At 39.7% G+C, this 25,733-nt stretch carries 21 protein-coding genes and 1 pseudogene; 11 read left to right on the top strand and 11 right to left on the bottom strand.

The features are described 5' to 3' along the window. Window positions 1-266 precede the first annotated feature (266 nt). The gene (locus tag M2419_RS17600; protein WP_153844347.1) at window positions 267-1,331 is read left to right on the top strand and encodes an Mrp/NBP35 family ATP-binding protein; all 1,065 of its coding nucleotides are present in this window, start codon (window positions 267-269) and stop codon (window positions 1,329-1,331) included. 87 nt (window positions 1,332-1,418) lie between these two features. Here M2419_RS17600 and M2419_RS17605 read toward each other — a convergent pair. From M2419_RS17605 to M2419_RS17625, 5 genes and pseudogenes are all read right to left on the bottom strand, one after another. Next, window positions 1,419-2,185, bottom strand: a pseudogene (locus tag M2419_RS17605) (exodeoxyribonuclease III). Between the two features lie 73 nt (window positions 2,186-2,258). Beyond that, window positions 2,259-3,017 carry a peptidylprolyl isomerase gene (locus M2419_RS17610; protein WP_153844349.1) on the bottom strand — a complete coding sequence of 253 codons (759 nt, stop codon included), beginning with the start codon at window positions 3,015-3,017 and terminating at the stop codon, window positions 2,259-2,261. Window positions 3,018-3,075: 58 nt separating this feature from the next. Next, window positions 3,076-3,423, bottom strand: a complete 348-nt coding sequence (locus M2419_RS17615) for a hypothetical protein (RefSeq protein ID WP_153844350.1) — start codon at window positions 3,421-3,423, stop codon at window positions 3,076-3,078. A 71-nt stretch (window positions 3,424-3,494) separates the two neighbouring features. Then, window positions 3,495-3,941: a low molecular weight protein-tyrosine-phosphatase gene (locus M2419_RS17620; protein ID WP_153844351.1), complete on the bottom strand. Its 447-nt coding sequence runs from the start codon at window positions 3,939-3,941 to the stop codon at window positions 3,495-3,497. Between the two features lie 511 nt (window positions 3,942-4,452). Next, window positions 4,453-6,006: a Do family serine endopeptidase gene (locus M2419_RS17625; protein WP_153844352.1), complete on the bottom strand. Its 1,554-nt coding sequence runs from the start codon at window positions 6,004-6,006 to the stop codon at window positions 4,453-4,455. A 230-nt stretch (window positions 6,007-6,236) separates the two neighbouring features. Here M2419_RS17625 and dapF point away from each other — a divergent pair, with 230 nt between their 5' ends. Then, a complete protein-coding gene (gene dapF / locus M2419_RS17630; protein ID WP_153844353.1) occupies window positions 6,237-7,016 on the top strand; it encodes a diaminopimelate epimerase in 780 nt (259 codons plus the stop codon). Between the two features lie 260 nt (window positions 7,017-7,276). Next, complete coding sequence (locus M2419_RS17635) at window positions 7,277-10,162, top strand: DEAD/DEAH box helicase (protein ID WP_259255470.1); 2,886 nt, start codon at window positions 7,277-7,279, stop codon at window positions 10,160-10,162. 9 nt (window positions 10,163-10,171) lie between these two features. Here M2419_RS17635 and M2419_RS17640 read toward each other — a convergent pair whose 3' ends face one another. Next, window positions 10,172-10,981 carry an AraC family transcriptional regulator gene (locus tag M2419_RS17640; protein ID WP_159727434.1) on the bottom strand — a complete coding sequence of 270 codons (810 nt, stop codon included), beginning with the start codon at window positions 10,979-10,981 and terminating at the stop codon, window positions 10,172-10,174. Between the two features lie 380 nt (window positions 10,982-11,361). Here M2419_RS17640 and M2419_RS17645 point away from each other — a divergent pair, with 380 nt between their 5' ends. Together M2419_RS17645 and M2419_RS17650 are read left to right on the top strand one after the other, a co-directional pair. After that, window positions 11,362-12,411 (top strand): HlyD family secretion protein, encoded by a 1,050-nt coding sequence (locus tag M2419_RS17645; RefSeq protein ID WP_159727436.1) that lies wholly within the window; start codon window positions 11,362-11,364, stop codon window positions 12,409-12,411. A gap of 6 nt (window positions 12,412-12,417) precedes the next feature. Continuing rightward, window positions 12,418-13,995: an MFS transporter gene (locus tag M2419_RS17650; protein ID WP_159727438.1), complete on the top strand. Its 1,578-nt coding sequence runs from the start codon at window positions 12,418-12,420 to the stop codon at window positions 13,993-13,995. 217 nt (window positions 13,996-14,212) lie between these two features. On the opposite strand, the gene gltX is transcribed toward M2419_RS17650, so the two are convergent. Next, entirely contained in the window at window positions 14,213-15,733 is a 1,521-nt protein-coding gene (gene gltX, locus M2419_RS17655; protein WP_153844358.1) for a glutamate--tRNA ligase, read from the bottom strand. A gap of 121 nt (window positions 15,734-15,854) precedes the next feature. Between gltX and M2419_RS17660 the strand changes: the two genes are divergently transcribed. The 5 genes from M2419_RS17660 (at window position 15,855) to M2419_RS17680 (ending at window position 20,681) form a co-directional block, all read left to right on the top strand. Continuing rightward, window positions 15,855-17,084: a HAMP domain-containing sensor histidine kinase gene (locus M2419_RS17660; RefSeq protein ID WP_259255471.1), complete on the top strand. Its 1,230-nt coding sequence runs from the start codon at window positions 15,855-15,857 to the stop codon at window positions 17,082-17,084. Next, window positions 17,065-17,613: a DinB family protein gene (locus tag M2419_RS17665; protein ID WP_153844360.1), complete on the top strand. Its 549-nt coding sequence runs from the start codon at window positions 17,065-17,067 to the stop codon at window positions 17,611-17,613. Before M2419_RS17660 ends, M2419_RS17665 begins: the two co-directional genes overlap by 20 nt. Beyond that, on the top strand, window positions 17,579-18,004 hold the full coding sequence (locus tag M2419_RS17670) for a hotdog fold thioesterase (protein ID WP_046673622.1): 426 nt from the start codon (window positions 17,579-17,581) through the stop codon (window positions 18,002-18,004). Before M2419_RS17665 ends, M2419_RS17670 begins: the two co-directional genes overlap by 35 nt. A 302-nt stretch (window positions 18,005-18,306) precedes the next feature. After that, on the top strand, window positions 18,307-19,599 hold the full coding sequence (gene gluP, locus M2419_RS17675; protein ID WP_153844361.1) for a glucose/galactose MFS transporter: 1,293 nt from the start codon (window positions 18,307-18,309) through the stop codon (window positions 19,597-19,599). 236 nt (window positions 19,600-19,835) lie between these two features. Then, window positions 19,836-20,681, top strand: a complete 846-nt coding sequence (locus M2419_RS17680) for a DUF2911 domain-containing protein (protein ID WP_153844362.1) — start codon at window positions 19,836-19,838, stop codon at window positions 20,679-20,681. 89 nt (window positions 20,682-20,770) lie between these two features. On the opposite strand, the gene cdaA is transcribed toward M2419_RS17680, so the two are convergent. Continuing rightward, on the bottom strand, window positions 20,771-21,565 hold the full coding sequence (gene cdaA, locus M2419_RS17685; RefSeq protein ID WP_182330648.1) for a diadenylate cyclase CdaA: 795 nt from the start codon (window positions 21,563-21,565) through the stop codon (window positions 20,771-20,773). A gap of 60 nt (window positions 21,566-21,625) precedes the next feature. Between cdaA and M2419_RS17690 the strand changes: the two genes are divergently transcribed. Further along, window positions 21,626-22,342 carry a pyridoxine 5'-phosphate synthase gene (locus M2419_RS17690; protein WP_159727442.1) on the top strand — a complete coding sequence of 239 codons (717 nt, stop codon included), beginning with the start codon at window positions 21,626-21,628 and terminating at the stop codon, window positions 22,340-22,342. Between the two features lie 153 nt (window positions 22,343-22,495). Here the strand turns inward: M2419_RS17690 and lepB are convergent, their stop codons facing one another. The 3 genes from lepB to M2419_RS17705 form a co-directional block, all read right to left on the bottom strand. Next, a complete protein-coding gene (lepB, locus tag M2419_RS17695; RefSeq protein ID WP_182982237.1) occupies window positions 22,496-24,064 on the bottom strand; it encodes a signal peptidase I in 1,569 nt (522 codons plus the stop codon). Window positions 24,065-24,080: 16 nt separating this feature from the next. After that, window positions 24,081-24,824, bottom strand: a complete 744-nt coding sequence (gene dapB, locus M2419_RS17700; protein WP_153844365.1) for a 4-hydroxy-tetrahydrodipicolinate reductase — start codon at window positions 24,822-24,824, stop codon at window positions 24,081-24,083. A gap of 185 nt (window positions 24,825-25,009) precedes the next feature. After that, entirely contained in the window at window positions 25,010-25,732 is a 723-nt protein-coding gene (locus M2419_RS17705; protein ID WP_120335101.1) for a DUF5683 domain-containing protein, read from the bottom strand. Window position 25,733 lies beyond the last annotated feature (1 nt).

Genomic DNA, 25,733 nt, shown 5'->3' on the forward strand with positions numbered 1-25,733 from the left:
ATCAACAGTCAAACTTAGATAAATTTGGCTGCATATACAATTATAATTCACTGAAACCAGGATGGCCTTTATCCCTTTCTACAGTCCGACAAAATTATTTAGAAAACACCTTGATTACCCGAAAACGAAAACGTACTGGATAACGGATCTTTCCTAAAGATTAGGAGTACGATACAGTAATCTTAATCCCATTAAAAACAAAGAAATGACATGAAATTGATCCGCAATGAGTAGTTTTGTAATCCATGATTACAAATGAATAATAGATGGTTACCAAAGAACAAATATTAAATGCATTATCCTATGTTGAAGAGCCTGATTTGAAAAAGGATCTTGTAACATTGAATATGATTCAAAATATCGAGATCGAAGGTGAAAAAATTTCTTTCGATGTCATTTTAACTACTCCAGCTTGCCCGCTTAAGGACCATATTGAACATGCCTGTCGAAACGCCATAGCCCATTTCATAGACAAAAACCTCGAAGTTCATATCAATATGACTTCCAATGTGATCGGAAAACAAGGTGCGCAAGTCTCAGGTATTAAAAACATCATCCTGGTATCTTCAGGCAAAGGTGGAGTTGGTAAATCTACTGTTGCCGCAAATCTTGCGCTTGCTCTCCATGCTAAAGGTGCTAAAACAGGACTTTTAGACGCCGATATCTATGGTCCATCTCTTCCGATTATGTTTGGGCTTGAAGGCGCTAAACCAGGTTCAGTTGAAATGCCAGACGGTCAGGTTAAAATTGAACCGCTTGAAAAATTTGGACTGAAATTACTTTCAATAGGATTTTTCACTGATCCAAACCAGCCTATTCCATGGCGTGGCCCGATGACAACCTCGGCCATCAAGCAGCTTTTTAACGATGCACATTGGGGTGAACTGGATTACTTGGTTGTTGATATGCCTCCAGGTACTGGTGACATCCATATCACCGTATCTCAGACATTCCCTATCGCGGGAGCGGTCATTGTCACAACCCCGCAGCATGTTGCCCTGGCTGATGCTGTAAAAGGAATTGGAATGTTCTTAATGGATAGCATCAATATTCCATTATTGGGTGTCGTGGAAAATATGGCCTATTTTACACCAGCTGAACTGCCAGAGAATAAATATTATATTTTTGGTAAAGATGGCGGAAAACGTCTTGCAGAAGAATATAAAGTTCCTTTCCTAGGTGAAATCCCTTTGTTAAAAGGCATTTCTGATGCAGGAGATAATGGTTTCCCTGTTGCCATAGATACCGAAGATCCTGTAACGAAATCATTTTTAACGATCGCAGAGAAAGTTGCCCAGCAACTTTCCATTATCCATAGCCAGGGGAGATAGTTCGTTAATAATGTGCTCTTGCGCTTCACCATAAAAAAAGGCTTTCATACGTATGAAAGCCTTTTTTTATGAAATGTTATCTAATTATTAGATAGCAAGCTCCAGCAATACCGGGCAATGGTCGGAATGGACTGCATCCGGCATTATGCTGGAAGATTTGATTTGTCCCGCCAAAGGTTTTGAAACCATATTATAATCAATACGCCAGCCCAAATTCTTTGCACGAGCCCCTGCGCGATAGCTCCACCAACTATAGTGGTGTGGATCAGGTTTAAATGGCGAAAAGAGTCAATATACCCCGAATTAATAAAATTCTCCATCCATTCGCGCTCTTCCGGAAGAAATCCCGAAGAATTTGCATTTGATTTTGGATTGTGAATATCGATGGCACGGTGACAAATATTATAATCACCACAAACGACCAAATTCGGTTTTTCGATCAAAAGCTTATCGCTATATAACTGAAAATCCTCCAGAAAACGGTATTTAAAATCCTGTCTCACATCTCCTGTTGTACCTGATGGAAAGTAGGTACTCATCACTGAAACCTGATCAAAATCAGCACGGATAACACGCCCTTCAAAATCATAATCTTCATGACCGCAACCATACTCAATATGCTTAGGTGTGATTCGCGTAAACAAGGCGACTCCGCTATAGCCCTTTTTTTGAGCTGGATACCAGTAATGCTCATAGCCCATCTGCTCCAACAAAGCAATTTCGGGAATTTGATCCGGTGTAGCTTTAATTTCCTGAAGACATATGACATCCGCATTTACAGTTTTCAACCAGCCTAACCAATCTTTCTTCAAGGCTGCACGTAAACCATTCACATTATAGGTTACTATTTTCATTTTTTGAGTATTGAGATTCTAAATAATAGGGAAAAAAGCGCTTCAATCCCTGATTTGCGACTTCATAAAAACATTAATAATCCTTAGAAGAGAACAGATCACCGATTTTAGAAAAGATACCAGTCTGAGGTTTTAGACCCTTTAATTCCCGCTCTAAGTTTAACGCTTCTCGCCTCGTTAGCACATGCATGTTCATCTTTTGGTCGACTTCTGGTCTATCGTGCTTATCTGTTTTCACAGCTGCAATCTGATCAATAACATCCACTCCCTTGACCAACTCACCAAATACAGTATAATTCCAGTCTAAATGTGGCGCACCGCCAATAGTCGTGTACGCTTGGCGTTGGGCTTCCGAAAATTTCTTACCATTCATCCGTGTTTGCTCCAAACGATTGAGATCTTCAGGGGTGAATACTTTTCCCTGAACAAGATAAAACTGAGAACCCGAAGAAGCTTTTGCGGGATTGTTATCTCTAGCCGCTCCAATAGTACCTTTTTTATGGTATAGACCATCTTCGATCTCCGCAGGAATGGTATACCCTGGTCCTCCATTACCCAGCTGCGCTCCTCCAACGGCATTTCTTGAGTCAGGATCGCCCCCCTGAATCATAAAATTCTGGATGACGCGATGGAACAAGGTTCCGTCGTAGTATTTACTTTTTGCTAATTTCACGAAGTTATCCCGATGTTTTGGTGTCTCATTGTACAACCGCAGCACACAGGTCCCCTTGTCAGTAACGATCTGTACATATTTAAACTCGGGTTTAGCCGCAAATGCCAAAACCTGTAAAAAGCAGAATACTGCTATTAAACTAGCCTTTAAAAATCTCATCTGTTAATAATTATATGTTCCCATTTAGAACTTCCTATCTTTTCAATTGTGTTATCTTCTAGATAACGTTTAATTCCTCAAAATAATTTATGATCAACGACTTCATAATCAGTTCCTGTTCCAAAAGAGTATAGTTAGGAATAGGTTTTACCAATTCCCAATGTGGCCACCCTTCTTCATCCAGACCTTTCAGATTATAAAATCCCATAGCACTGAAAAGACGACACGTCGCAATGTGCATCAATTCTTCTTTTTCTCGTTTTGAGAATTTTTGGGCACCTTTCCCCAATTCCTGAACACCAATAAGGAATAAACAGACCTTGATGTCAGGCTTTTCCATATCGAATAGCGAAGCAATTTCACCCTGTAGGATGCTCCACTTCTTGTTTACTTCTGCTGCCTTCATTTTTTTGTTTTAAACAAACTAAGATAAATTTACGATGATTTGCAAGCAAATTAACGCACAGATAAATACAGTTATACTATTGGATTCCCCCCTTTGGCAATAACCTCTGCACAACGTTGATCAATCATCTGAAACACTGGATCGAACAAATTATCATCAAAATACGGATCAGGAACAACATCATCTCCCAAAAACAATTTAACTTTGTGCAGATCTTCCTTATCAATCACCTGAGCGCATACATCCGCATAGTTTTGTCTATCCATTACAAATATAAGATCGTATTCGGAAAAAAATTGCGGTTTGAAATGCCGAGCTCGCTGACCGGAAATATCGACACCATATTTCTTTGCAATTGCTATAGCTCTACGATCGGGGGCTTCACCAATATGCCAGTCGCCTGTACCCGCCGATTCAACAACCCAGTTTAATTGCTTATCTGCTGCTTTTTGTTTCAATATACCATGTGCAAGGGGAGAACGACAGATATTTCCCAAACAAACCATTAAAATCTTCATCTCTATAATTTTTAAAAGCTATCAAAGAGTAGCCATACCACGCTATGATCCAACTAAACGGTGCAAAGAACGCCATTAGCCGACATAATCAGGCTTTCGCGCTTGTCAATAGCAAAATATGTAATAAATCACAAGGCCAGAAGGGCCCAGCATAAAAAGTGCTGGAGCTGTTTCGGCACTTCATTCCGCAAAATAGCTAAACTAAAATGATTAAGGAAACAACCGGCTTAAAATTGACTTACTTCTTACCAAGTGTCCTAGCTTTCCCATAAAGTCCTTCTGACTCCGTATCCACCAACAGCAATGAAAACAGACCGGAGAACTTTGCTGTCCAATAACCAAGTTCAATGAAGCCAATGAGACTAAACTCTTTTCATTAAACCAAGCGTAGCGAGCTGAATGATATCGTCATAAAAAATACGATCAATAACACAAAGCATAAAAAAGGTGGCCTAACCTTACGGTTAGAACCACCTAAACTATATTAATCAACCAATTCTTAATTCAATGTTTAATATTCTACAGGGAAGCTCAATTGAACAGCACCACCTTGCGGAGATACTCCTTTCAATCGTACAATATTACGTTGCGTTGCACCAAGCGCTGTTTCAACATCATCTACTGTATTGACCGCTTTTCCATTCACCTCTGTAATGACCAGTCCACGCTCTACACCGAAATAATCAAAGATGCCACCACGATTCACTTGGGTCACAACAACTCCAGAGTTTACACCCAGTTCCTTTTTCTTCTGAGCTGAAGCAGGAATAAAGCTTGCCCCTAATTTATTGTAAATCTCCGTTGCACTTTTAGAAGCTTTTCCTCCTGTACTTGCAGTCTTCAAGGATTCTTCACCTTTCAATGTCATAGTTACTTGTTTTTCCTTACCATCACGTTTGTAAGTAACATTGACCTTATCTCCAGGACGCGCACGACCTATAGTTTCACTTAAGACAGGTGAACCTGTAATCACTTTTCCATTAATCTTGGTCAAGATATCTCCTTTTTTGACACCTGCAGCCTCTGCAGCACCGCCACCAACTACATCTTGAACATATAAGCCATCCACATCTGTAAAACCTTTTTCCTTGGCCAATTCAGGTGTTATTTCAGTATAAGTCACACCAATATAACCACGTTTTACATTACCGTATTCGACAAAGTCATCAACAATCTTTTTCACCAAATTGACCGGAATCGCAAAACCATAACCAGCATATGTTCCTGTTGGAGAGGCTATGGCGGAGTTAATACCAATCAATTCTCCAGAAGCGTTAGTCAAGGCTCCGCCACTATTCCCTTTGTTGATAACCGCATCTGTTTGAATAAAGGATTCGATCGCTGAACTTACTGGGATTTGATCCTGTCCACCACCAAATGGATTACCACGTTGTTGTTGACCTTCATTCAAAATACCAATCTGACGACCTTTAGCACTAATGATACCTGCGGTCACTGTAGATTGAAGTCCAAGCGGATATCCGAAAGCCAGTACCCATTCACCGACATTGACATTGTCTGAGTTACCCAATTTGACAACAGGAAGGCCCTTACCTGACACTTTCAACAAAGCCAAATCGGTATTCGGATCACGTCCGATCAATTTAGCTTCAAACGAACGCTTGTCTGTTAGTACCACTTCAATTTTATCTGCATCTTCCACGACGTGATTGTTCGTTACAATATAGCCATCATCGGAAATAATTACACCTGATCCAGATGCCTGTACGGGTTGCGACTGCATTTGACGACGTCCACCACCTTGTGGCATGCCAAAAAACTCTTCAAACATATCGAACGGAGAACCCTGCGATTGCTGCGACCCCTTACGGCTATAAGTAGTCTTAATATGTACGACACCCGGTGATACCGCCGCCGCAGCTTGGGTAAAATCAGGATTACCTGTAGAGGACATTACCCCTGTTGGATTGTTTGCAAAATAAACCTTTTGTTTGTCTTCGAAAGACATACCATCAAACTTCTTATTCTCAATAAGCTTGTAACCTCCTAATGCTACCGCTCCACCGAAAACAGCTGTTAATAGCGTTAAACCGACCTTATTCATAAACTTATTTTTATTTTAAAATGTCTTAATATAAGCTGATAATTTTTGCTCTTAAAATTACCGATTTTATTCGGATATGTTCAAATGTAATACCATTTCGAAGCCTTCGGAAAATCCGACACGTTAAAAAATGTTAATTACTAGACAAATGCAATCATTTTAACAAATCTTAACTTTTCTCCGTTTTTTTGTAACAAAAAAACGTACTTTTGTTACTAAAAATCAACGTAATGGCATCAAAAGTAAGATTTTCAAAATATCAGGGAGCAGGCAATGACTTCATTTTAGTAGACAATCGCGACAATGCATTTGACCGCGCAGATGAAGCATTGGTAGAAAAGCTCTGTAACCGCAGGTTTGGCATTGGTGCCGATGGTCTAATGCTCTTACAAACCAGAGAAAATTACGATTTTGAGATGATTTATTATAATGCCGACGGCAGAGAAGGCAGCATGTGTGGTAATGGGGGCCGTTGTATCGTCGCTTTTGCACACGACTTAGGCATTATCACTGACAAAACTGTCTTTTTGGCAGTAGACGGCATACACCATGCCTCTTTATCAGCAGACCTTGTCAATCTCCAGATGATCGATGTAACAGATTTTGCCCTGGATGGAGAAGCCTATCTGTTACAAACAGGTTCTCCACATTATGTTGAGTTTGTAAAAAATCTGCAGCATAAGAATGTCTTCCAAGATGGCTACGCAATTCGCAATAACGCTACTTATGGAAAAGAAGGCATCAATGTAAATTTCATTGAAGCTGAAGGAGATGGTTATTTCCTCCGTACATTTGAGCGCGGTGTTGAAGATGAAACCTATGCCTGCGGCACTGGAGCAACTGCTGCGGCCATGGCTGTCGCCTTGCAGCAAAATTTAGAAGGTGATATCAATATTCCTATCCGAGTATTGGGAGGACAGCTTTATATCTCCTTCCATAAGCAGGGCAAGCATTTCACAGAGGTGTTCTTAAAAGGCCCGGCACAGTTTGTCTTTGAAGGGAACTATTAGATTTTTACTCCTATAGCGATCAAGGTTAATTGCAATCCAAATTTTCCATCCAAGAAAATCAAGATTGGAATATCGCCTGCTACCCTTGGTGTTCACGTATATTTGAGTACAACGCTCTTCATGTAGTTAGGTATTAGATTTTAACCAAACGCTAAGCAATCACCAGTAACCGATTTTTAAAATTTCAACGCGCAAATTGCGATTAATGGTATATTTTATTGTATATTAGATACCTTTATTTATAAGGTCCGCTATTTTTAATGCAACAGTCAAAGTCATTTCCAGTATATAAAATCGTTTATTCTATATGTGAGCACCCCTATCTTGGCTATCTTATTGAGCCACACATGGTCAAACTCAATCCCAATGGGACTTACTCACTACGCTATCAACGTATATTTAGCAATACTGTCGATGCTTACGCCGCTGAATTGGATGAATTAGATTACAAACTAATTCGATTGCTCGATGAAATCGAACAAACTCACCTCATCAAAAAATACTACAAAAAAGCAATTAGACCTGTCGATTTCTTTTCCAAAGTTTTCGATAAAAAGCTATATGAGCTTCTTCGTCCTAAAATTGATGAAAAAATGATTCAATTTTTTGAAGCTGTTGGAGACAAACCGCTTTTCATGATGAGCAAAGATGGTTATCCAGCAGATCAAGAAATTAAATTGGCAACCTCTGCGGCATCGGTTCTATTTCATTTTCGACGAAACGAAGAAGAAACACGTTATTTCCCGACAATCAAATACGAAAATCAGCGTCTGGAGTTTATGTTCAAAAATGCCATTGTCTTGACCAATGTACAAGCATGGTTACTTTTAAACAATACCCTATATTATTTCGATCAGGCTCTTGAGGGCAAGAAGCTTAGCCCTTTCCTAAATAAACGTTACATTTCTGTCGGTAGAAGCACTGAAAAAAAATATTTCGAGACCTTTGTATGTGGACTGATTGAACGCTATCATGTCTATGCCGAAGGATTTGAAATTCAAACCCACCAACACCAAGCAATTCCGCTCCTCCATTTGATTTATATCGAAGATGGAGTGTCGCAATTACAACTGCAATTCAAGTACGGACCGCATACCTTTACCGCGGGAGCCGAGAATAAAGTTACTGTTCGTATGGAATATAATGTGGAAGATGACCATTATATATTCCACCGTGTCAAACGCTCTTTGCAATGGGAAGAACAACAAAATGAAAGCTTAAAAAAATTGGGCCTACAGGATGTTGACCTCCAACTCGGTTTATTAACGCCAACTACCCATACTGGAAAACGGCTTTCAGTATTTGACTGGATGAACAACCATCAAGAACAACTTGAGAAACTTGGATTCCACATTATACAAAATAGTGAAGAAAAACGCTTCTTCATAGGTCATACCTCCTTAGATATCTCCATTGATGAAGACAATGATTGGTTTGATATAAGTGCTATCGCAAAATTTGGACCCTATGAGATTCCATTTATCCAGCTGCGCAACCATATTCTTAATAACATTAAGGAATTTACCTTACCGAATGGAGAAATTGCCATGATTCCGGAAGAATGGTTTGCAAAATACAATCATCTCTTCCAATTTTCTGCAGATCGGCATGAGCTCAAACTAAATAAGGTACATATTGGTCTACTCTTTGAAATTAGTGAGCATACACAGCTGGTATTTACGCGAAAACTACAGAAGCTAGCCAACTTTGAAGAAATTGCTGATATTCCCGAACCAAAACATTTCAAGGGAAATCTTCGCTCATACCAAAAAGCAGGATACAATTGGTTTAATTTTTTGAAGCAGTATAAATTTGGTGGCTGTCTTGCGGATGATATGGGTTTGGGTAAAACCATACAGACTTTAGCCCTATTGCAACAGCAAAAAGAACAACTCCAAGACGAACAGGATATCCGTACCTCACTTTTGGTTTTGCCAACATCATTGGTATACAACTGGCAAAAAGAAGCACAGCAATTTGCTCCACAGCTTAATATTCACCTTCATACCGGAAACAACCGCATTAAAAATGCCTCACTTTTCGCCAAATATGATCTGGTAATTACCACCTACGGGATTGCCCGTATTGATGAAGAAACCTTGAGTGGCTTTTATTTTAATTACATTATCCTCGATGAGAGCCAGAATATCAAAAACCCAACTTCCAAATCTTTTAAAGCCATCAAAAGCCTAAAAAGCAAAAACAAATTGGCTTTGAGTGGAACTCCTGTAGAAAATTCCGTTTCGGATCTTTGGGCACAGATGCACTTCACCAATCCAGGACTTCTAGGCAGTTATACCTATTTTCAAAAGGAATTTGTACAGCCCATAGAAAAGAAAAAAGATGAAGAAAAAGCACAGCGTCTTCAAGCGATTGTCAAACCATTTATATTAAGACGTACAAAAGATCAGGTGGCAACAGAATTACCGCCAAAAACTGAACAGGTCCTTTATTGTGAAATGACGGAAAAACAATCCGAGTTGTACGAAAAAGTCAAATCTGAATATCGCAATGCAATTCTTGACGGACAATTGGACAGCAAGCCTAAATCTACGCAAATTGCGCTGTTGCAAGGCTTGACAAAGCTCCGACAATTAGCCAATCATCCCAGAATGGTGGATGAGAAATTCTCGGGTGATTCCGGCAAGTTCGAAGCTGTAATTGAAACACTTGAGATGGTCATGCAAAGAGGCAACAAAGTACTGATTTTCTCCCAGTTCGTAAAGCAGCTCAATATCTTCCGTCAGTATTTCGATAATAAAGGTACAAATTATGCCTACCTGGATGGCGGCACAAAGAATCGGGATGAAGCCGTAAGCCAATTTCGTAAAAACAACGATACCAAGTTATTCCTTATATCGATAAAAGCAGGTGGGGTGGGACTCAATCTGATTGAAGCTGACTATGTTTTTATTCTGGATCCGTGGTGGAACCCAGCTGTGGAACAACAGGCTGTAGACCGTTCACACCGCATCGGTCAAACGCGCAACGTGTTTATCTATAAATTTATCAGTAAAGATACCGTCGAAGAAAAGATATTAGCTTTACAGAATAAAAAGAAATCGATTGCACAAAGCCTGATCACGACAGAAGAAAGCTTTATCAAGTCACTATCTCAGGAAGATCTGCATGAACTTTTGGCCTAAATAAAAACATTACTCTTTATATCCATTAATCTTCGCCATATATATCGATGGACGGATACCCGTTACACGCGTAAAAATATTGCTAAAAGAAGACAGCTCGTTGTATCCCACTCGCATAGCTATTTCTAGAATGGAGTAGCTATTCTCGGACATCAGTTCCAGAGCTTTCGCAATTCGTATGGCTCTTAAAAACCGGATATAACTAATCCCCATATCTTCTTTAAACAAACGTGACAATGAGCGGCTGCTCATACCGAATTGCGCCGCAATCTGTTCAATGGTATAGGCCTGATCAATGTTACTGTTCAGATATCTAGCCACACTCCTGAGCTTTTCACTTTTAGGATAGGGATGTTGCATCGGAAAAGCATCTATTGGTGAACTCGTATCCGGAATAATCGCCATCATCGCACGCAAGAGACAGTATTTTGAATAATCAGCCGTTTTGCTAACCCCTCCGCTCCAATCCTGAGCAAATAAAAACATTTCACGTACCAGATCATTACTAAGAAATATATTCGGCGTTGAAAGTACAGACGGCATATGCTGCTGCTGCTTGAAATAAAAACTATATAGCGGGATACGAGAGCTTGTGCTCTCCAGATGATAAGTTGTATTTGCCGGAATCCACATATAAAACCTTGCTGGCAAATACCAGTGCTTTGTTGTCGTAAACACATGAATAATACCACCGTCAGCATAGATCAGCCGCGCCTTTTTATGTTTGTACTCGCGAGAATCGATACGATCGACATACATGTGGTCTACATAAAAGTCATATCGGTCAGCATCTATAGCTGCAAGTTTTTCCTCTTCCATAATCTAAAATTACACTTTTTCTACAATATGGCGCAAACGAACAAATATCCGTCCGACTATACAAAACAAAACATTTCCATCCCACAGTATCTTTGTACGGCCATATTCTCAAGCATTCGGATGAGCTGATCGATATTCCAAGGATTCAAATTTAAGTAAAATGCAAAAACAGAAAAATTGCTACTCCGAGTACATCATAAGCGAAACTGAATACTGGCACAACGGGCTTTAATTAAATTTTTAAAAGTCCCCTACAACATAGGATTAAATAAAAAAAATCAACTGCAAATTTAATTGATGCTAAAATTATACAGTTAGCCTGTGTTGACACACTATAAGCACATAAAGCAGGCTATTAAAATCGCGCAATCAAAACAATAATGAATAAAGAAGATAAAAAAGACAAAACAAAAGGATTTAATAAAATGCTCGTCATATTTGCCAGCCTATTATTATTGACCGGTATTGGCGTCTTAGTCAGACACCTCATTTTTACCAATCAATATGTAACAACAAATGACGCACAAATCGATCAATACTTGACACCTATTGCCAGTAGAGTCTCTGGTTTTATCAAGGAGGTACGATTTGAGGAAAACCAATATGTACATCGGGGCGACACTTTATTAATTATAGATGCCAGTGAGTATCAAACCAAGGTTGATATGGCGAATGCCGAACTCCAAAGTAGCCAGAGCAATATTGAGGTAATCAGCAAAACAGCCAATGCCACAGCCAATAGCATTTCCGTTCAAAAGGCAAGATTAGAAGCTGCAAAAGTAAGTGTATGGCAGACCGAACAGGATTACAATCGATTCAAGAATTTATTTGAAGCAGAGGCTGCGACCAAACAACAGTACGATAATGCCAAAGCAGCATATGATATAGCATTGGCACAATTGCACACCACAACCGAAGAATATAATTCAGCTCAACTAAACACCTACAAAGAAAAAGCAAGCGAGTTACCGGCAAGAGCCAATATCAATATCAAAAAGGCTGCAAAAACAAATGCACAGCTTTTTCTTTCGTACACCGTAGTTACAGCACCTTATGATGGCTTCGTTGGAAAACGAACCATCCAAGCAGGACAATATGTAAAGGAAGGTCAGACACTTGCCAATGTCATTAGTGAAGAGAAATGGATCAACGCTAACTTTAGGGAAACTCAACTCGAAAATCTTGCAGAAGGCACTATAGTTACTATACAGGTAGACGCTTTTCCCAAACTCAGTTTTAAAGGAAAAATTCACTCATTTTCTCCGGCATCAGGTTCCAAATTTGCCCTGATACCACAAGACAATGCAACCGGAAATTTCGTAAAGATTGAGCAACGAATTCCCATTAAAATTGTATTTGATCCAAAACAGGATCTGAAGAAATTACGTGCCGGTATGAATGTCGTTATCCATGCTGCCCATCAATCCTAATCGCCCATGAGTACGAACAAATCTTTATACTACAGCTGGGTGCCCGAATGGATAAAACTCCCGCTTATGATCGTAGCGATGTTTCCACACCTCATGTTAATGTCGCTTTTCCATTCCAATACAGCATTTACCGCTTCGGTGCTGGACATTGAAGCCGAAGATATTCAGTATTATCTATCCTTGATGTATGGTGCCATTGTCGTTACCTTACTTATATTTCAAAGGCTATTTTCGTTTTTTAGGGTAAGGACATACATACTCTTGACCTGTAGCCTCTCCATCCTGATTCTACTCGGTATTTCACTTACAAGAGACCCTTTCCTTATTGGTATTCTCCGCGTGATCGAAGGTATTTTCTGTGTACTGGAAGGGGCATGCTTTCTTCCGCTGCTTATGATGCAGATTAAGCATAACAAAAGCCGAACGATCGCCTATTTTTTCCTATATACCTTTATGCTTACAGGATCAACTTTGACGACATCCTTACTCAAAGAAAGCATAATGGACTACGGATGGCAAGATATGATCCATGTCGTGCTCTATTGGCATTTGATAGTGATTGCAATAGCCTTGCTGTTACTCAACAATAATCGTTTGGGTAAAAAGTTCCCACTCTATCAACTGGATCTGGCCAGCTGTCTATTTTTATTGATATCATTGAGCTGCGGGGCCTACGTTTTAATTTATGGTCGCAAATACTATTGGTTTGAATGCTCCACGATCACCATTAACTTCGCACTTTTCCTTATTTTCGGAGCACTTTTCATCATTAAACAGAGGATGGTCAAAAGACCGCTTTTTCATTTTGAGATCCTCAGATACAAAAATGTGATCTTTGGTGTTATACTTTTTTTTCTCTTTTATATTATTCGCAGCTGTCTCAATAATGTATACACAGTGATGGCTACCGTATGGAAGTGGCCATGGCATTATATTGTTGATGTACAGTACATCAATGTGCTTGGTACAATACTGGGTGTTGGCAGTTCAGGTTTCTTACTCCTGCGCGATGTATCGCCTAAATATATCTTTGGTTTTGGCTTTTTGATATTGGCGACTTCATGTTTTCTATTTGTACCCACATTTTACCCTGATACAACAATCTGGGCAATCGGTCTTCCTTTGTTTATTCAAGGAATCGGACAGGGCTGGCTTTTTACACCACTGGTTATTTATATTTTGACAGGTGTAGAATCCCATCATATTGGCAATGCAGGCCTCATGGGCACAACCGTTCGATTTTGGAGTACCAATGTCGGATTTGCACTTATTCAAAATGCCAGCTATACACTAAATCAAAAGCATTATATTCAACTCGAACAGACACTGAATACAAGCAACCCACTGACAATAAACTATTGGAATACATTAATCGAGAAATATACCGGAATATATGGCGATCAGATAGCAAACCGTATTGCAAGCAAAAGTATTTCGGGAACCCTAAGTCAGCAAGCGTCACTAATCAGTAACATGGAGATATTTACTTATCTGGGAATCCTGGGAATGCTGATAACAGGGCTAATATTTTTATTCGGCCCAGCCAAAACACTTTTCATGCGCCTAAGGATGCCATACTTGTAAACGAGGCAGCTAAATCTCCTATATACAACTTTCATGCTTTCGCAAACAGCAATGAACGCGAACCGGAGATTCCTTTTGCCTAATAAACCGAGTATCACGAGCTCATTGATGCCTTAATAAAAACAATACGAATCAACTAAACAGGTTCTTTCAAAAAAAGGGGCTGTTTGCAAATCAATGCAGACAACCCCTTTTCGGTATTTCGTACTTAATCTATTTAAGCATCAAATTCTTTAAGTGCTTTTTTCACACGTGATATTACCTCGTTTTTGCCGAGCAATTCAACAATCTGAAAGACATCTGGTCCAAATTTACCGCCTACCAACATAATCCGGAATGGCATCATCAGTTCGCCCATTTTCATTCCCGATGCCTGAATCGCATCTTTGAAGAAAGGTTCCAATTCAGCAGCTTTCCACGTATCAAATCCTTCGAATGATTGGTTTATACCCTCAAAAAATGCTGTTTTTTCAGCCGACCACTTAGGCTTTACAGCATTCAAATCATATTCCGCAGGTTGCAAAAAGAAGAAAGACGCCTGACTCCAAAAGTCCTCAACAAAAGTTAAACGCTCTTTCACAGCATCCAATACCCTGCTCACGTAAGCTTCATCGGCATCTACTTGATGATGTTCCAATACTGTTTTGATCTTTGGCAACAAGGATTCTGTCGACGTGCGTTTAATCCATTCATGGTTGAACCATTTTGCTTTTTCAAAATCAAATTTCGCACCGGCTTTACTGATACGGTCAACACCAAATTTTTGAATCAATTCATCTAAGGAGAAAAGCTCCTGTTCAGTGCCATCATTCCAACCTAACACGCCGAGCATATTGACAAAAGCCTCGGGTAAGAAGCCCATCTCACGGAATCCTTTTGTTGTATCGCCAGATTTAGCATCGGTCCAGTTCATAGCATAAACAGGGAAACCCAAACGATCGCCGTCACGCTTGCTTAGTTTACCGTTTCCATCTGGTTTAAGAATCAACGGAAGGTGCGCCCAGCCTGGCATGCTATCTCCCCAACCGAGGTATTCCCACAATAAGATGTGGATAGGTGCCGAAGGCAACCACTCTTCACCACGGAATACATGTGATATTTCCATGGCCTTATCATCTACAACAACAGCGAGGTGATAAGTCGGCATGCCATCTGCCTTAAGCAATACCTTATCATCGACAAGATTTGTATCAAAAGCAACCTTTCCACGGATCATATCAGTGAATGATACCGTTTCATCTGTTGGAATCTTTATACGGATGGTGTGCGGAGTGCCCGCATCCAATAATTGTTGAGTTTCAGCCTCAGACAAACTCAATGAATTACGTAATTGAAGTCTGTTCTCGTGGCTATAGCGAAAATTAGGCTGCAACTTACGCTGCTCATCCAGCTCCTCTGCTGTGTCAAAAGCATAATAAGCATAACCATTCTCGATCAGCTGTTCAGCATATTTCCGGTAAGATGGTTTTCGCTCACTTTGACGGTAAGGTCCGTACTCGCCTCCTTTTAATGGGCTTTCATCTGGAGTCAAACCACACCATGCTAAGCATTCGTTGATATATTCCTCAGCACCTGGGACAAAACGAGTTTGGTCCGTATCCTCGACACGTAAAATAAAATCTCCCTGATGCTGACGCGCATAGAGAAAATTAAACAAAGCTGTACGTACCCCACCAAGGTGAAGACCACCTGTCGGGCTTGGTGCAAAACGCACTCTTACTTTTCTTTCTGAACTCATGTCGCAAAATTACCACAAAATTTTTGATTTGGGCGGCACCATAACTTCTTCAATGAAATAAAAGTGCAGAAAACAGACATTTATTCAGTAATTTGCAAATTAAGGACACGAATACGGAATCATGAAACCCTCTCAGATTACCCAGCAACGCTGGAAATTTATCTTGCTTATCTTTGCCGCAGTCATTGCTGTCGCCTCGCTGGTTTATACCAATTACCTCGTTCGAAATCTTGCACATGCCGAACGTTCGAAGGCTGAGGTATGGGCCATGAGTACCAAAAATATCATGACCATGCCCGACGTTGATGATGAATTCATTACATTTATTTACGCCGTAAGAGATAGTCTAAATTTACCCGCAATTATTACTGACGACAAGGAAGACATTATTTTCTGGCGCAACCTCGATTCCACAAAGACAAATATTAAACCCGGACACAACGACAGTGTTACAAAGCATCTCGATTATGACCCGGCCTATTTCCAAAAACAGCTTGCATTTATGAAGAAAAGCCATCCGCCCATTACGTTGGAATTGGAAAATGGACAAAAATGGCGTGTTTATTATAAAGATTCATGGTTTTTACAACAGTTAAGGGTGTTTCCTTATGTGCAACTATCGCTGATTGCACTCTTTCTCATTATTGCTTATACCGTTTTCAATTCTATCCGGAAATCCGAACAAAATCTCGTTTGGGTAGGGCTCACGAAAGAAGCCGCACATCAGTTAGGCACCCCTATTTCGTCGTTGATGGGTTGGTTAGAATTGATTCGCATAAAATTCGATGCCGAAGAAGATGATACCCTAAATGAAATGGAAAATGACATTAAGCGACTTGAAATCGTCGCTGATCGCTTTTCGAAAATAGGATCTACTCCCGTGCTGACTAACCATAACCTGTATGATGTCATCAAAAATTACATGGATTATTTTCGCGTACGAACCAGTAATAAAATTGCTTTCGAATTAAAAGGCGACACACATCTTGAAGCACAGCTTAATATTCCACTCTTTGATTGGATTATCGAAAATTTATTGAAAAACGGAGTAAACGCCATTGGCACAGAAGGAAATATAACTGTTAATATTTCAGAAAATATTGCGAAAGAAGAAATTTTTATAGACATTAGTGATACGGGCAAAGGAATTCCGAGATCAAATTTTGAATCTGTTTTCCAGCCAGGGTTCACAACTCGGAAAAGAGGTTGGGGGCTTGGCCTTAGTCTGACAAAAAGAATGGTGCGGTACCACCAAGGGCAAATTTTTGTAAAAGAATCTGAAGTAGGTAAAGGAACAACATTTCGAATAATCTTAAAAAGCAATTTAAAATATGAAGCCACTCAAATCTGACGAATATCCAGCAGTCTACGCGCCTTATATTGAGACTGTCGTCGATAACGTGTTTGATGCACTAGAAGAACAAACGCTCTCCTTTCCAGCATTTCTGGACACGATACCAGAGGAAAGAGGTAATTTTAAATACGCCGAAGATAAGTGGACAATCAAAGAAGTTGTTGGCCACGTCATCGATAATGAGCGTATCATGGCTTACCGAGCATTGCGTTTTTCACGTAACGACCTTAAAGAGCTAGCCGGATACGACCAAGACTACCTCATTCAGTATTCCCGTTACAACGATCGCACCTTAGAAAGCCTGAGCAAAGAATTTACTTTTCTCCGCAAAGCGAACATGATGCTTTTCAATAGTTTTAATGAGGCTGAATTAGAACGTAAAGGGATGGCATCTGAACGGCTAACAAGTGTAAAAGCGCTCTTGTATGTCATTGCGGGCCACCTCAATCATCATCGCATCATTATCCAAGAACGCTATTTAAACTCAGACGATGTCAAAAATTTGGTTTCAGCATTACAGCATTGAGGAAATAAACGTATTTTTCAACAAATACCTATCGGGTCTGCTCGAGATTCAAGCGACAGAAATTGATGACAACTCCATCACAGCGACCATGCCGGTGACAGATAAAGTCAAACAACCACATGGTATTTTACATGGTGGTGCTTCTGTCGTTCTGGCGGAGTCTTTGGGAAGTATCGCATCTAACCTCGTGGTTGATCCAGAAAAATACCGCGGAGTTGGACTTGAGGTAAATGCTAATCATATACGCCCGGTAAGTAGTGGAGTAATTACAGCAAAATGTAGTCCAATACACATTGGTCGGTCCACACATATTTGGGAAATAAAGATGTACGATCGCTTCAACAAATTAAATTGTATCTCAAGACTCACAGTAGCTATCGTTCCAAAATAACGATAACTATACGACTCCTGCTAACTCGATTTATCACCTCGATCCAATTACAATTCGACAATATTTATAAGCAAAGAAGGATAAATTTCACAATTTATCCTTCTTTTTTTTGTCAATTAATTATCAAAATCCCCCAAAAATATGCCTTTATTTATTTCCAATATTCAAGAAATTTAAGTAGTCTTGTAGGATGGATACTTTAAAAATCAGTAATTATGAAGCGCAATCGTTTGTTCATTCCTTATTCCTACTGATTTACCAATCCTCGAACGATAACTTAACTAAATATAATAAAACAAAACATGACCACTAATCCTAACGTTGGTAAAACAGCCTTTCGCCCTATGGCCATCTGCTGTGGTTTATTTTTTATCCTCGGTTTTATTACCTGGGCAAACGGAACCTTAATTCCATTCTTAAAAATTGCTTGTAACCTCGAAACAGATTTACAAGCTTTCTTCGTAACCTTTGCTTCCTACATTGCTTATTTTTTCCTAGCACTTCCAAGCTCAGTCATCATTAAAAAAATTGGTTTCCAAAATGGTTTAGTTGTCAGTCTTATTATATTAGGTTTAGGGTCTCTGATCTTTATTCCTGCAGCAGATAATAGAAGCTATGGCCTATTTTTAACAGGAATCTTCATCCAAGGTTCAGGAATGGCATTGTTACAAACAGCCGTTAACCCTTACTTAAGTATTATTGGCCCCATTGATAGTGCTGCACAACGCATCTCAATTGCTGGTTTTTTCAATAAATCGGCTGGTATTATTGTACCTATCCTTTTCGGAACACTCTTTTTAAAAGATGCTCAAAAAGTAACAGCAAAATTAGAAGCAACAGCGGATCTTGTCCAAAAGAATGCGATCTTAGATGATCTTCTTCAACGCGTACACACACCGTATATCTCTCTTGCAATTATTTTCGTTGCCTTCGCAATTTTCTTAAAGTTCACACACTTGCCTGAGGTCGATATGGATGCAGAAGAAGAAACCAGCGCAGAAAGCGGAACTGTGGCAGCAAAGAAAACATCGATATTTCAATATCCACATTTGTTCTTGGGGGCTTTGGCAATTTTCTTCTGTGTGGCCGTCGAAGTTATGGCAGGCGATATCATTGGCGTCTATGCACGCGAACTGAAAGTTGATCCTTTCTTTACAACCTATGCAACAGCATTTACACTCGCTTGTATGTTGATCGGTTATATTATTGGTATCATTTCTATTCCAAGATTTGTATCACAACAAATGGCCTTACGCATTTGCACAATCATTGGCATCACATTTACCATTATTTCTGTTTTTACGACCGGTACAACTTCATTTATATTCGTTGCCTTGTTAGGAATCGCTAACTCCCTCATGTGGCCAGCTATCTTCCCGCTAGGAATTAAAGGCCTTGGAAAGTTCACGAAAACAGGGTCAGCCATCATGATTATGGGTATTGCAGGTGGTGCTATATGGCCTTTGATCTACGGATTGTTAAAAGATCATTTACATATTGATTTTCAACACGCATTCTTATATGCAATGATTCCGGGCTATCTATACATTATGTTTTTCTCTATAGTAGGCCATAAGGTTGGCAAAACGAATTAACGTAAATCCATCTTATATTTAAGAAAAAATGGCATCTAAAAATAGATGCCATTTTTTCTTAAAATTCTTCCTATTTTTAGGAGATAGATGCTTTAAAAGCCATACATATGACAGATCCTCTATAACAAGGGTTTCTTTTTTCATAGAAAAAATAGAAAGTATGGTCAAATGAAATGCCTGTCAATAGCACGTTGAACCACCGGATCAAGCACACAACAAAACAAACAATGATACAGATGAAAAAGAATCTTTTTGCAATTGCCATTGCCGCAACAATGATGTTTACGGCCAACGAATCTTTTGCTCAGCTAAAGCTACCTGCAGCAAGTAGCTCACAGACAGTTACACAAGGACTAGGTATTGAAAACGTAACCCTTAATTACAGCAGACCTAGCATGAACGGTCGTAAGATTTTTGGTGATCTTGTTCCTTACAACGAAATATGGCGCACAGGTGCAAATACAAATACCACATTAACCTTTGAAGGTGATGTTGAGTTGAATGGACATAAGCTTTCCGCCGGAACCTATGCTCTTTTCACGATACCGAACAAATCGGAATGGACCATCATCATCAGTAAAAACACAAAACAATGGGGCGCTTATACCTATAAACAAACCGAAGATGCCTTGCGCTTCAATGTTAAACCTCAGACCTTAGCAACTCCAGTGGAGACATTTACCATCTCTTTTGACAATGTTACACCTACAGGTGCTGTATTGAGTTTGGTTTGGGAAAAAACGTCAGTAAAGGTTGATCTCAAAGTCAATCAACAGGCTAAAATATTAGCTTCGATCGACGAGGCTATGAAGGGCGAGAAAAAACCTTATTTTGCCGCAGCCCAATATTACTTCAGTAATAACTTAGATCTAAATAAAGCGCTAAACTGGTTTGACGAAGCTGCCAAAGCTCAACCTAAAGCTGCCCACGTCCTTTATTGGAAAGCAAAAGCTCAATTAAAAGCTGGCGATAAAAAAGGTGCAATAGAAACTGCAACGAAAGGTCTTGAAGTTGCCACAGCAGATAAAAATAGTGAATACATCAAATTGAACACACAAGTTATCAACGCTGCAAAGAAATAGGTATTTATAGCTAAAAAATGCCCCCAGAAAGTATCTCACTTTTTGGGGGCATTGCATTTAAGGCCTTTTTTATAACTCGTCTTTTAGTTTTATAGCTCGTCTTTTAGCAATTGTTCAAGTTCTTCTGGGGAAACGTTCATATTGACATTTCCGTCTTTCGCAAAAGAGATCTCACCGGTCTCTTCAGAGACAATAACAGCAATCGCATCCGAGATTTCCGTCACCCCAATAGCGGCACGATGCCGTAGTCCGAATTGCAGCGGCAAATCCTCACTATCCGACAATGGTAGCACACAAGATGCTGTCATAATCTTAAAATCAACAATAACGACTGCACCATCATGCAAAGGGCTATTTTTATGAAAGATACTTTCAATCAAACGCTTCGAAATATGAGCATCGATATACTCACCACTACTCTGGTAATACTCCTCATCAAAATATTTTGAAAAAACCAATAAAGCGCCTGTCCGTGTACGCGACATGCTTCTACAGGCTTCAATAACGGGTTTTATATCCTCCGTCAAATCCTTTTGTATAGCCTTCTTATTCCCGATAAACGACCAAAAAACCTTTTTCCGCTTCATGGATATATTCTTCCCAACGTGCAGTAAGAACCGCCTGATTTCCTGTTGGAACACGACAATCAATGCGATGGACCCTACAGATATAAAACCGCCGAATATTTCGGTCAGCAAGCGCATATGCATCTGCTTAACGACTATGTAAACACCATAAAACAGTGCTACGCCAATCAGGATATTAACGGCAATGGTCCCTCTAATCAAACTATAGATATAGTAGATAATAATCGCTACCAATATGATATCAATAACGTCCAATAGGCGAAAGCCGCTAAACAGGCTATAGTCGATTCCATCCATATATGCAAGTTAAAAAAAAATAGATATTATTTGTATTTTTACAACATAACATACAGGAAAATGACTAGACTTTCAGTAAATATCAATAAAATCGCAACGCTCAGAAATTCTAGAGGTGGTAATAACCCTAATCTAGTATCTGCGGCATTAGCCTGTGAACGTTTTGGAGCACAGGGTATCACTGTCCACCCGAGACCTGATGAAAGACATATTCGATATCAGGATGTCTTTGACTTAAAAGCAGAAATTCAGACCGAACTCAATATTGAAGGAAATTGCCAGGAACAGAAATTTATTGACCTCGTATTGGCTAATAAACCAGCTCAAGTAACCTTAGTGCCAGATACCGAAGGACAATTGACCTCGAATCATGGCTGGGATACCATTAAGAACAAAGCCTACCTGCAAGATATGTGCAAATTGTTCAAAGATGCAGGTATACGCGTTTCTATCTTTGTTGATCCGGTCGAAGAAATGGTAGAGGCAGCGGCAGAAACCGGAACAGATCGCATTGAGCTTTACACCGAAGGATTTGCCACGGAATATGGCTTTGACAGCGAACTCGCTATAAAACCTTATTTCAAAGCAGCCTTAAAAGCACGTGAAGTCGGTTTAGGTCTAAATGCAGGCCACGACTTAGATCTCAACAATCTGCAATATTTCAACCAACATATCCCCGAACTCCTGGAAGTAAGCATAGGCCATGCTCTCATCGCTGATGCTCTATACTTAGGACTAGAAGAAACGATCAAACGTTATCTAGCTTGTTTGAAGTAATAGCATGTTCGGCGAAGAGCGCGAACTATATAAATAAGCTTATTGTGACCTAGCGAATTGCACAAAAAGACATAAATAGAAAAAGGGCTTTCTTAAACGAAAGCCCTTTTTATTACCCCACAGATAGCGGTACTATTGCTGAACTTGCAATTATTAATGAATTCCTTTAAAGATACGGTTCCAGCGAATTTTCGAAAGTCCGGTACCAATGTCGTCCCAGCTCATCCAAGTAAATAAGGCCTTTCCGACAACATGATCCTCTGGAACAAATCCCCAGCCCCTTGAATCCAAAGAATTATGGCGATTATCACCCATCATCCAAAAGTAATCCATTTTAAAAGTATAATGGTCTGCTTTCACATCATTGATATAGACTCCATCCGAACGTTTTTCCAACTTGTTATTTTCGTAAACACGGATAGCTCTTTCATAAATGGGCAGAGTCTGTGCATTTAATGCCACTGTCCATCCTTTCTTCGGGATTAAAATCGGTCCAAAATTGTCAAAATTCCATTTGTATTGTGGATCATACGGATAAGCTCCTTCTCCACCAGGATTTCTTCTGATTTCTTTGACATTCGACCAAGATTTTACAATGGCTAGTTCATCTTTTGTCATGAACAACTGATAAACACCAGGCTGCTGATCCCCGCCGACCGCTTCTATTCTCAACTCTCGTAACCTATCCATATTTAATGGGGTACCATCCGTTAATACGAGATAGTCCAATTGGCTCTCTGGAGGATCAAATCCCGGTTGATCGTTCACAAAGAGTTTAGCATCTTTCATGAAAATTTTATCGCCAGGCAATCCAACACAGCGTTTAATATAGTTCTCCCTTTTATCAATAGGTCTTGCCTGGATTGTAAACTGAGAATTGACGGTCTGCCAACCATATGCGCGAACAAGATCATAATAACTTGAATTTTGGTTTTCAAGCGCGACAGTGTCCCCTGCAGGAAAATTGAAAACAACGACATCATTACGTTCAATCTTTTGAAATCCTGGCAAACGTTTATAGGGTAGTTCAATTAATTCAGAATACGCTTTCCCTCCAGTGATAGGCATCGTATGATGTGCAAAAGGAAACGCAATCGGCGTGTTGGGAACACGCGGTCCATAATTTAACTTGCTTACAAATAAGAAATCCCCGATCAACAAGGTGCGCTCCATAGATCCTGTAGGAATCATATAAGCCTCGATCAGAAAGCCACGAATAAGCGACGCTGCCACAGTTGCAAATACGATGGCATCTGCCCATTCGCGTACCATGGATTTCTTGTACGGATATTTAATTTTATAATCTTTATAAGATTCAAGTGCAATTTCGGCACGCTTCTCCGCTGTCAATTCAACACCATCTTGGCTCGCAGCCTTTAAATTCTTAGCATATAAGCCATTCAAAAAACGCACATTATTGTCCTTTGCCCACATTGGCAGAACAATAAAAGGCACTAAAACTGCAGCAGCATTCTCCCAAAACCGGCGTTTTCCAAAACAATGGATAAAATCAAGATAAAGATTATAGAAAACAAAGACATTGACAATTGGAACTAGTAATAGAATCACCCACCATGTAGGTCTTCCCGTCAATTTTGCCTGAATATACTGGCTATAAAAAGGCACGATCGCTTCCCAGCCATTTCTGCCAGCTTTAACAAACAATTGCCACAATCCATATCCCGATATTGCTGTTAAAACCGCAAATATAATTAAGCCCATAATCTACTAATTAGTACTATTTATTAAAATCAAAAATTTCAGTAACCTGATAGAAACCTCTTTTGCCATTCAACCATTCAGCAGCAACTACAGCTCCTAAAGCAAATCCATCACGGCTATGTGCGGTATGCTTAAACTCTATTTGGTCAACCTCAGAACTATAAAGTACCGTATGTGTTCCCGGAACCTCTTCGATACGATGGCTTTCAATTAAAAGCTCCTGTGGTTTTGGAATAATTTCATCCTGATCACCAATAACAGTATTCACCCAGGTGGTTTTCACATCGCTATTATCCAATATCCCCTCAGCAATCGTAATTGCTGTACCACTTGGTGCATCAAGTTTATGAATGTGATGTATCTCCTCTACCTGAACATCATATTGTTTGTATGGCTGTAGGGCCTTCGCCAACATTCTATTGATATGGAAGAACACGTTCACTCCGATGGAAAAGTTAGATCCATACAAAATGGAACCATCAGCCTCCAAACACTTCGCCTTAACTTCCTCCAGTTGATCATACCAACCGGTTGTTCCGACGACAATAGGCACACCTGCCTCAAGGCAAAGATTCATATTATCCAGTGCCGCGAAAGGTACACTAAAGTCTATTGCGACATCAGCTCCTTTGATATCATCAGCAGTCAGGTTGGGACGATTATGTTCATCGACAACTAAAAAAATTTGATGGCCTCTTTTCAGCGCGTATCTTTCGATAATCTGCCCCATTTTGCCATATCCCAAGAGAATGATGTTCATATATTTAGAAAAAAAAGTATAGTTTATTTTTAAAATTAAAAAATTCCAATGAAATACCCATGTTTAAAAACCACAAACATCAATCTAAACTAGCAGTGTATATGCAATATTCACTAAAAGACAAATTAGATAAACCCGGATCAACAATCATTTCCAATCGAAATATCATTTTAGGAATACGGGATTTAATTGAATTTCATGGTCAATTTAAGTCCTACAGTAGGTTTAAATGAATAAGTTCCCGACGCGAGACTCGCATCCATTAAAGTAGGTCCAATTAAGAAAGCAGTCTTTTTGGGCTTATCGTCACCAATACTCCAGCGATATTTAAGCATCGAGTCAATATAAGCCTCTGCGACATTCAGGCCATAAACACCTAAGGTAAGCAGCACCATGAGATCTCGATTTCGCCGCGCATTATCTTTTGCTCGGATGATAGATTGGTCTGAGATTCCGATGTAATAAGGATCAATTGGCTTACCAAGAGCTTTGTCTTGTAATACCCCCAGTAGTTCCTTATAATAACGGTTATTAAAATCAAAAACTAGTACGGTTGTTATTAAGCCACCATAGATTGCAGGCACTTTTATCCACCAAACGCCACCGTTGGTGTATTGTCCCCAGCCTGGAAGAACCAAAGAGCGTTTCCAAGCCTGTTTATTTTTTGCTTCAATAGCCAAGCGTGTCGAATCCTTAAACACAACCTTCTCTTTCGCCTTAGCCTCCTCCTTCTCCCGTTTTTTACGTTCCTTCCGAGACTCTTTCTTTACGGTATCCTGTACCGATTTTTGTTTTATGCTATCTATTTTGACTGGTGCTATTTGTTTCTTAGGAATTGTATCCACAGTCTGTCCATGTACCACCGACAGTGCAAACACCGCAAATATCAAGCTTATTAACTTGGCCATA

Origin of the sequence: Sphingobacterium sp. BIGb0116 (assembly GCF_024808035.1) — a bacterium.
Taxonomy (GTDB): Bacteria; Bacteroidota; Bacteroidia; order Sphingobacteriales; family Sphingobacteriaceae; genus Sphingobacterium; species Sphingobacterium paramultivorum.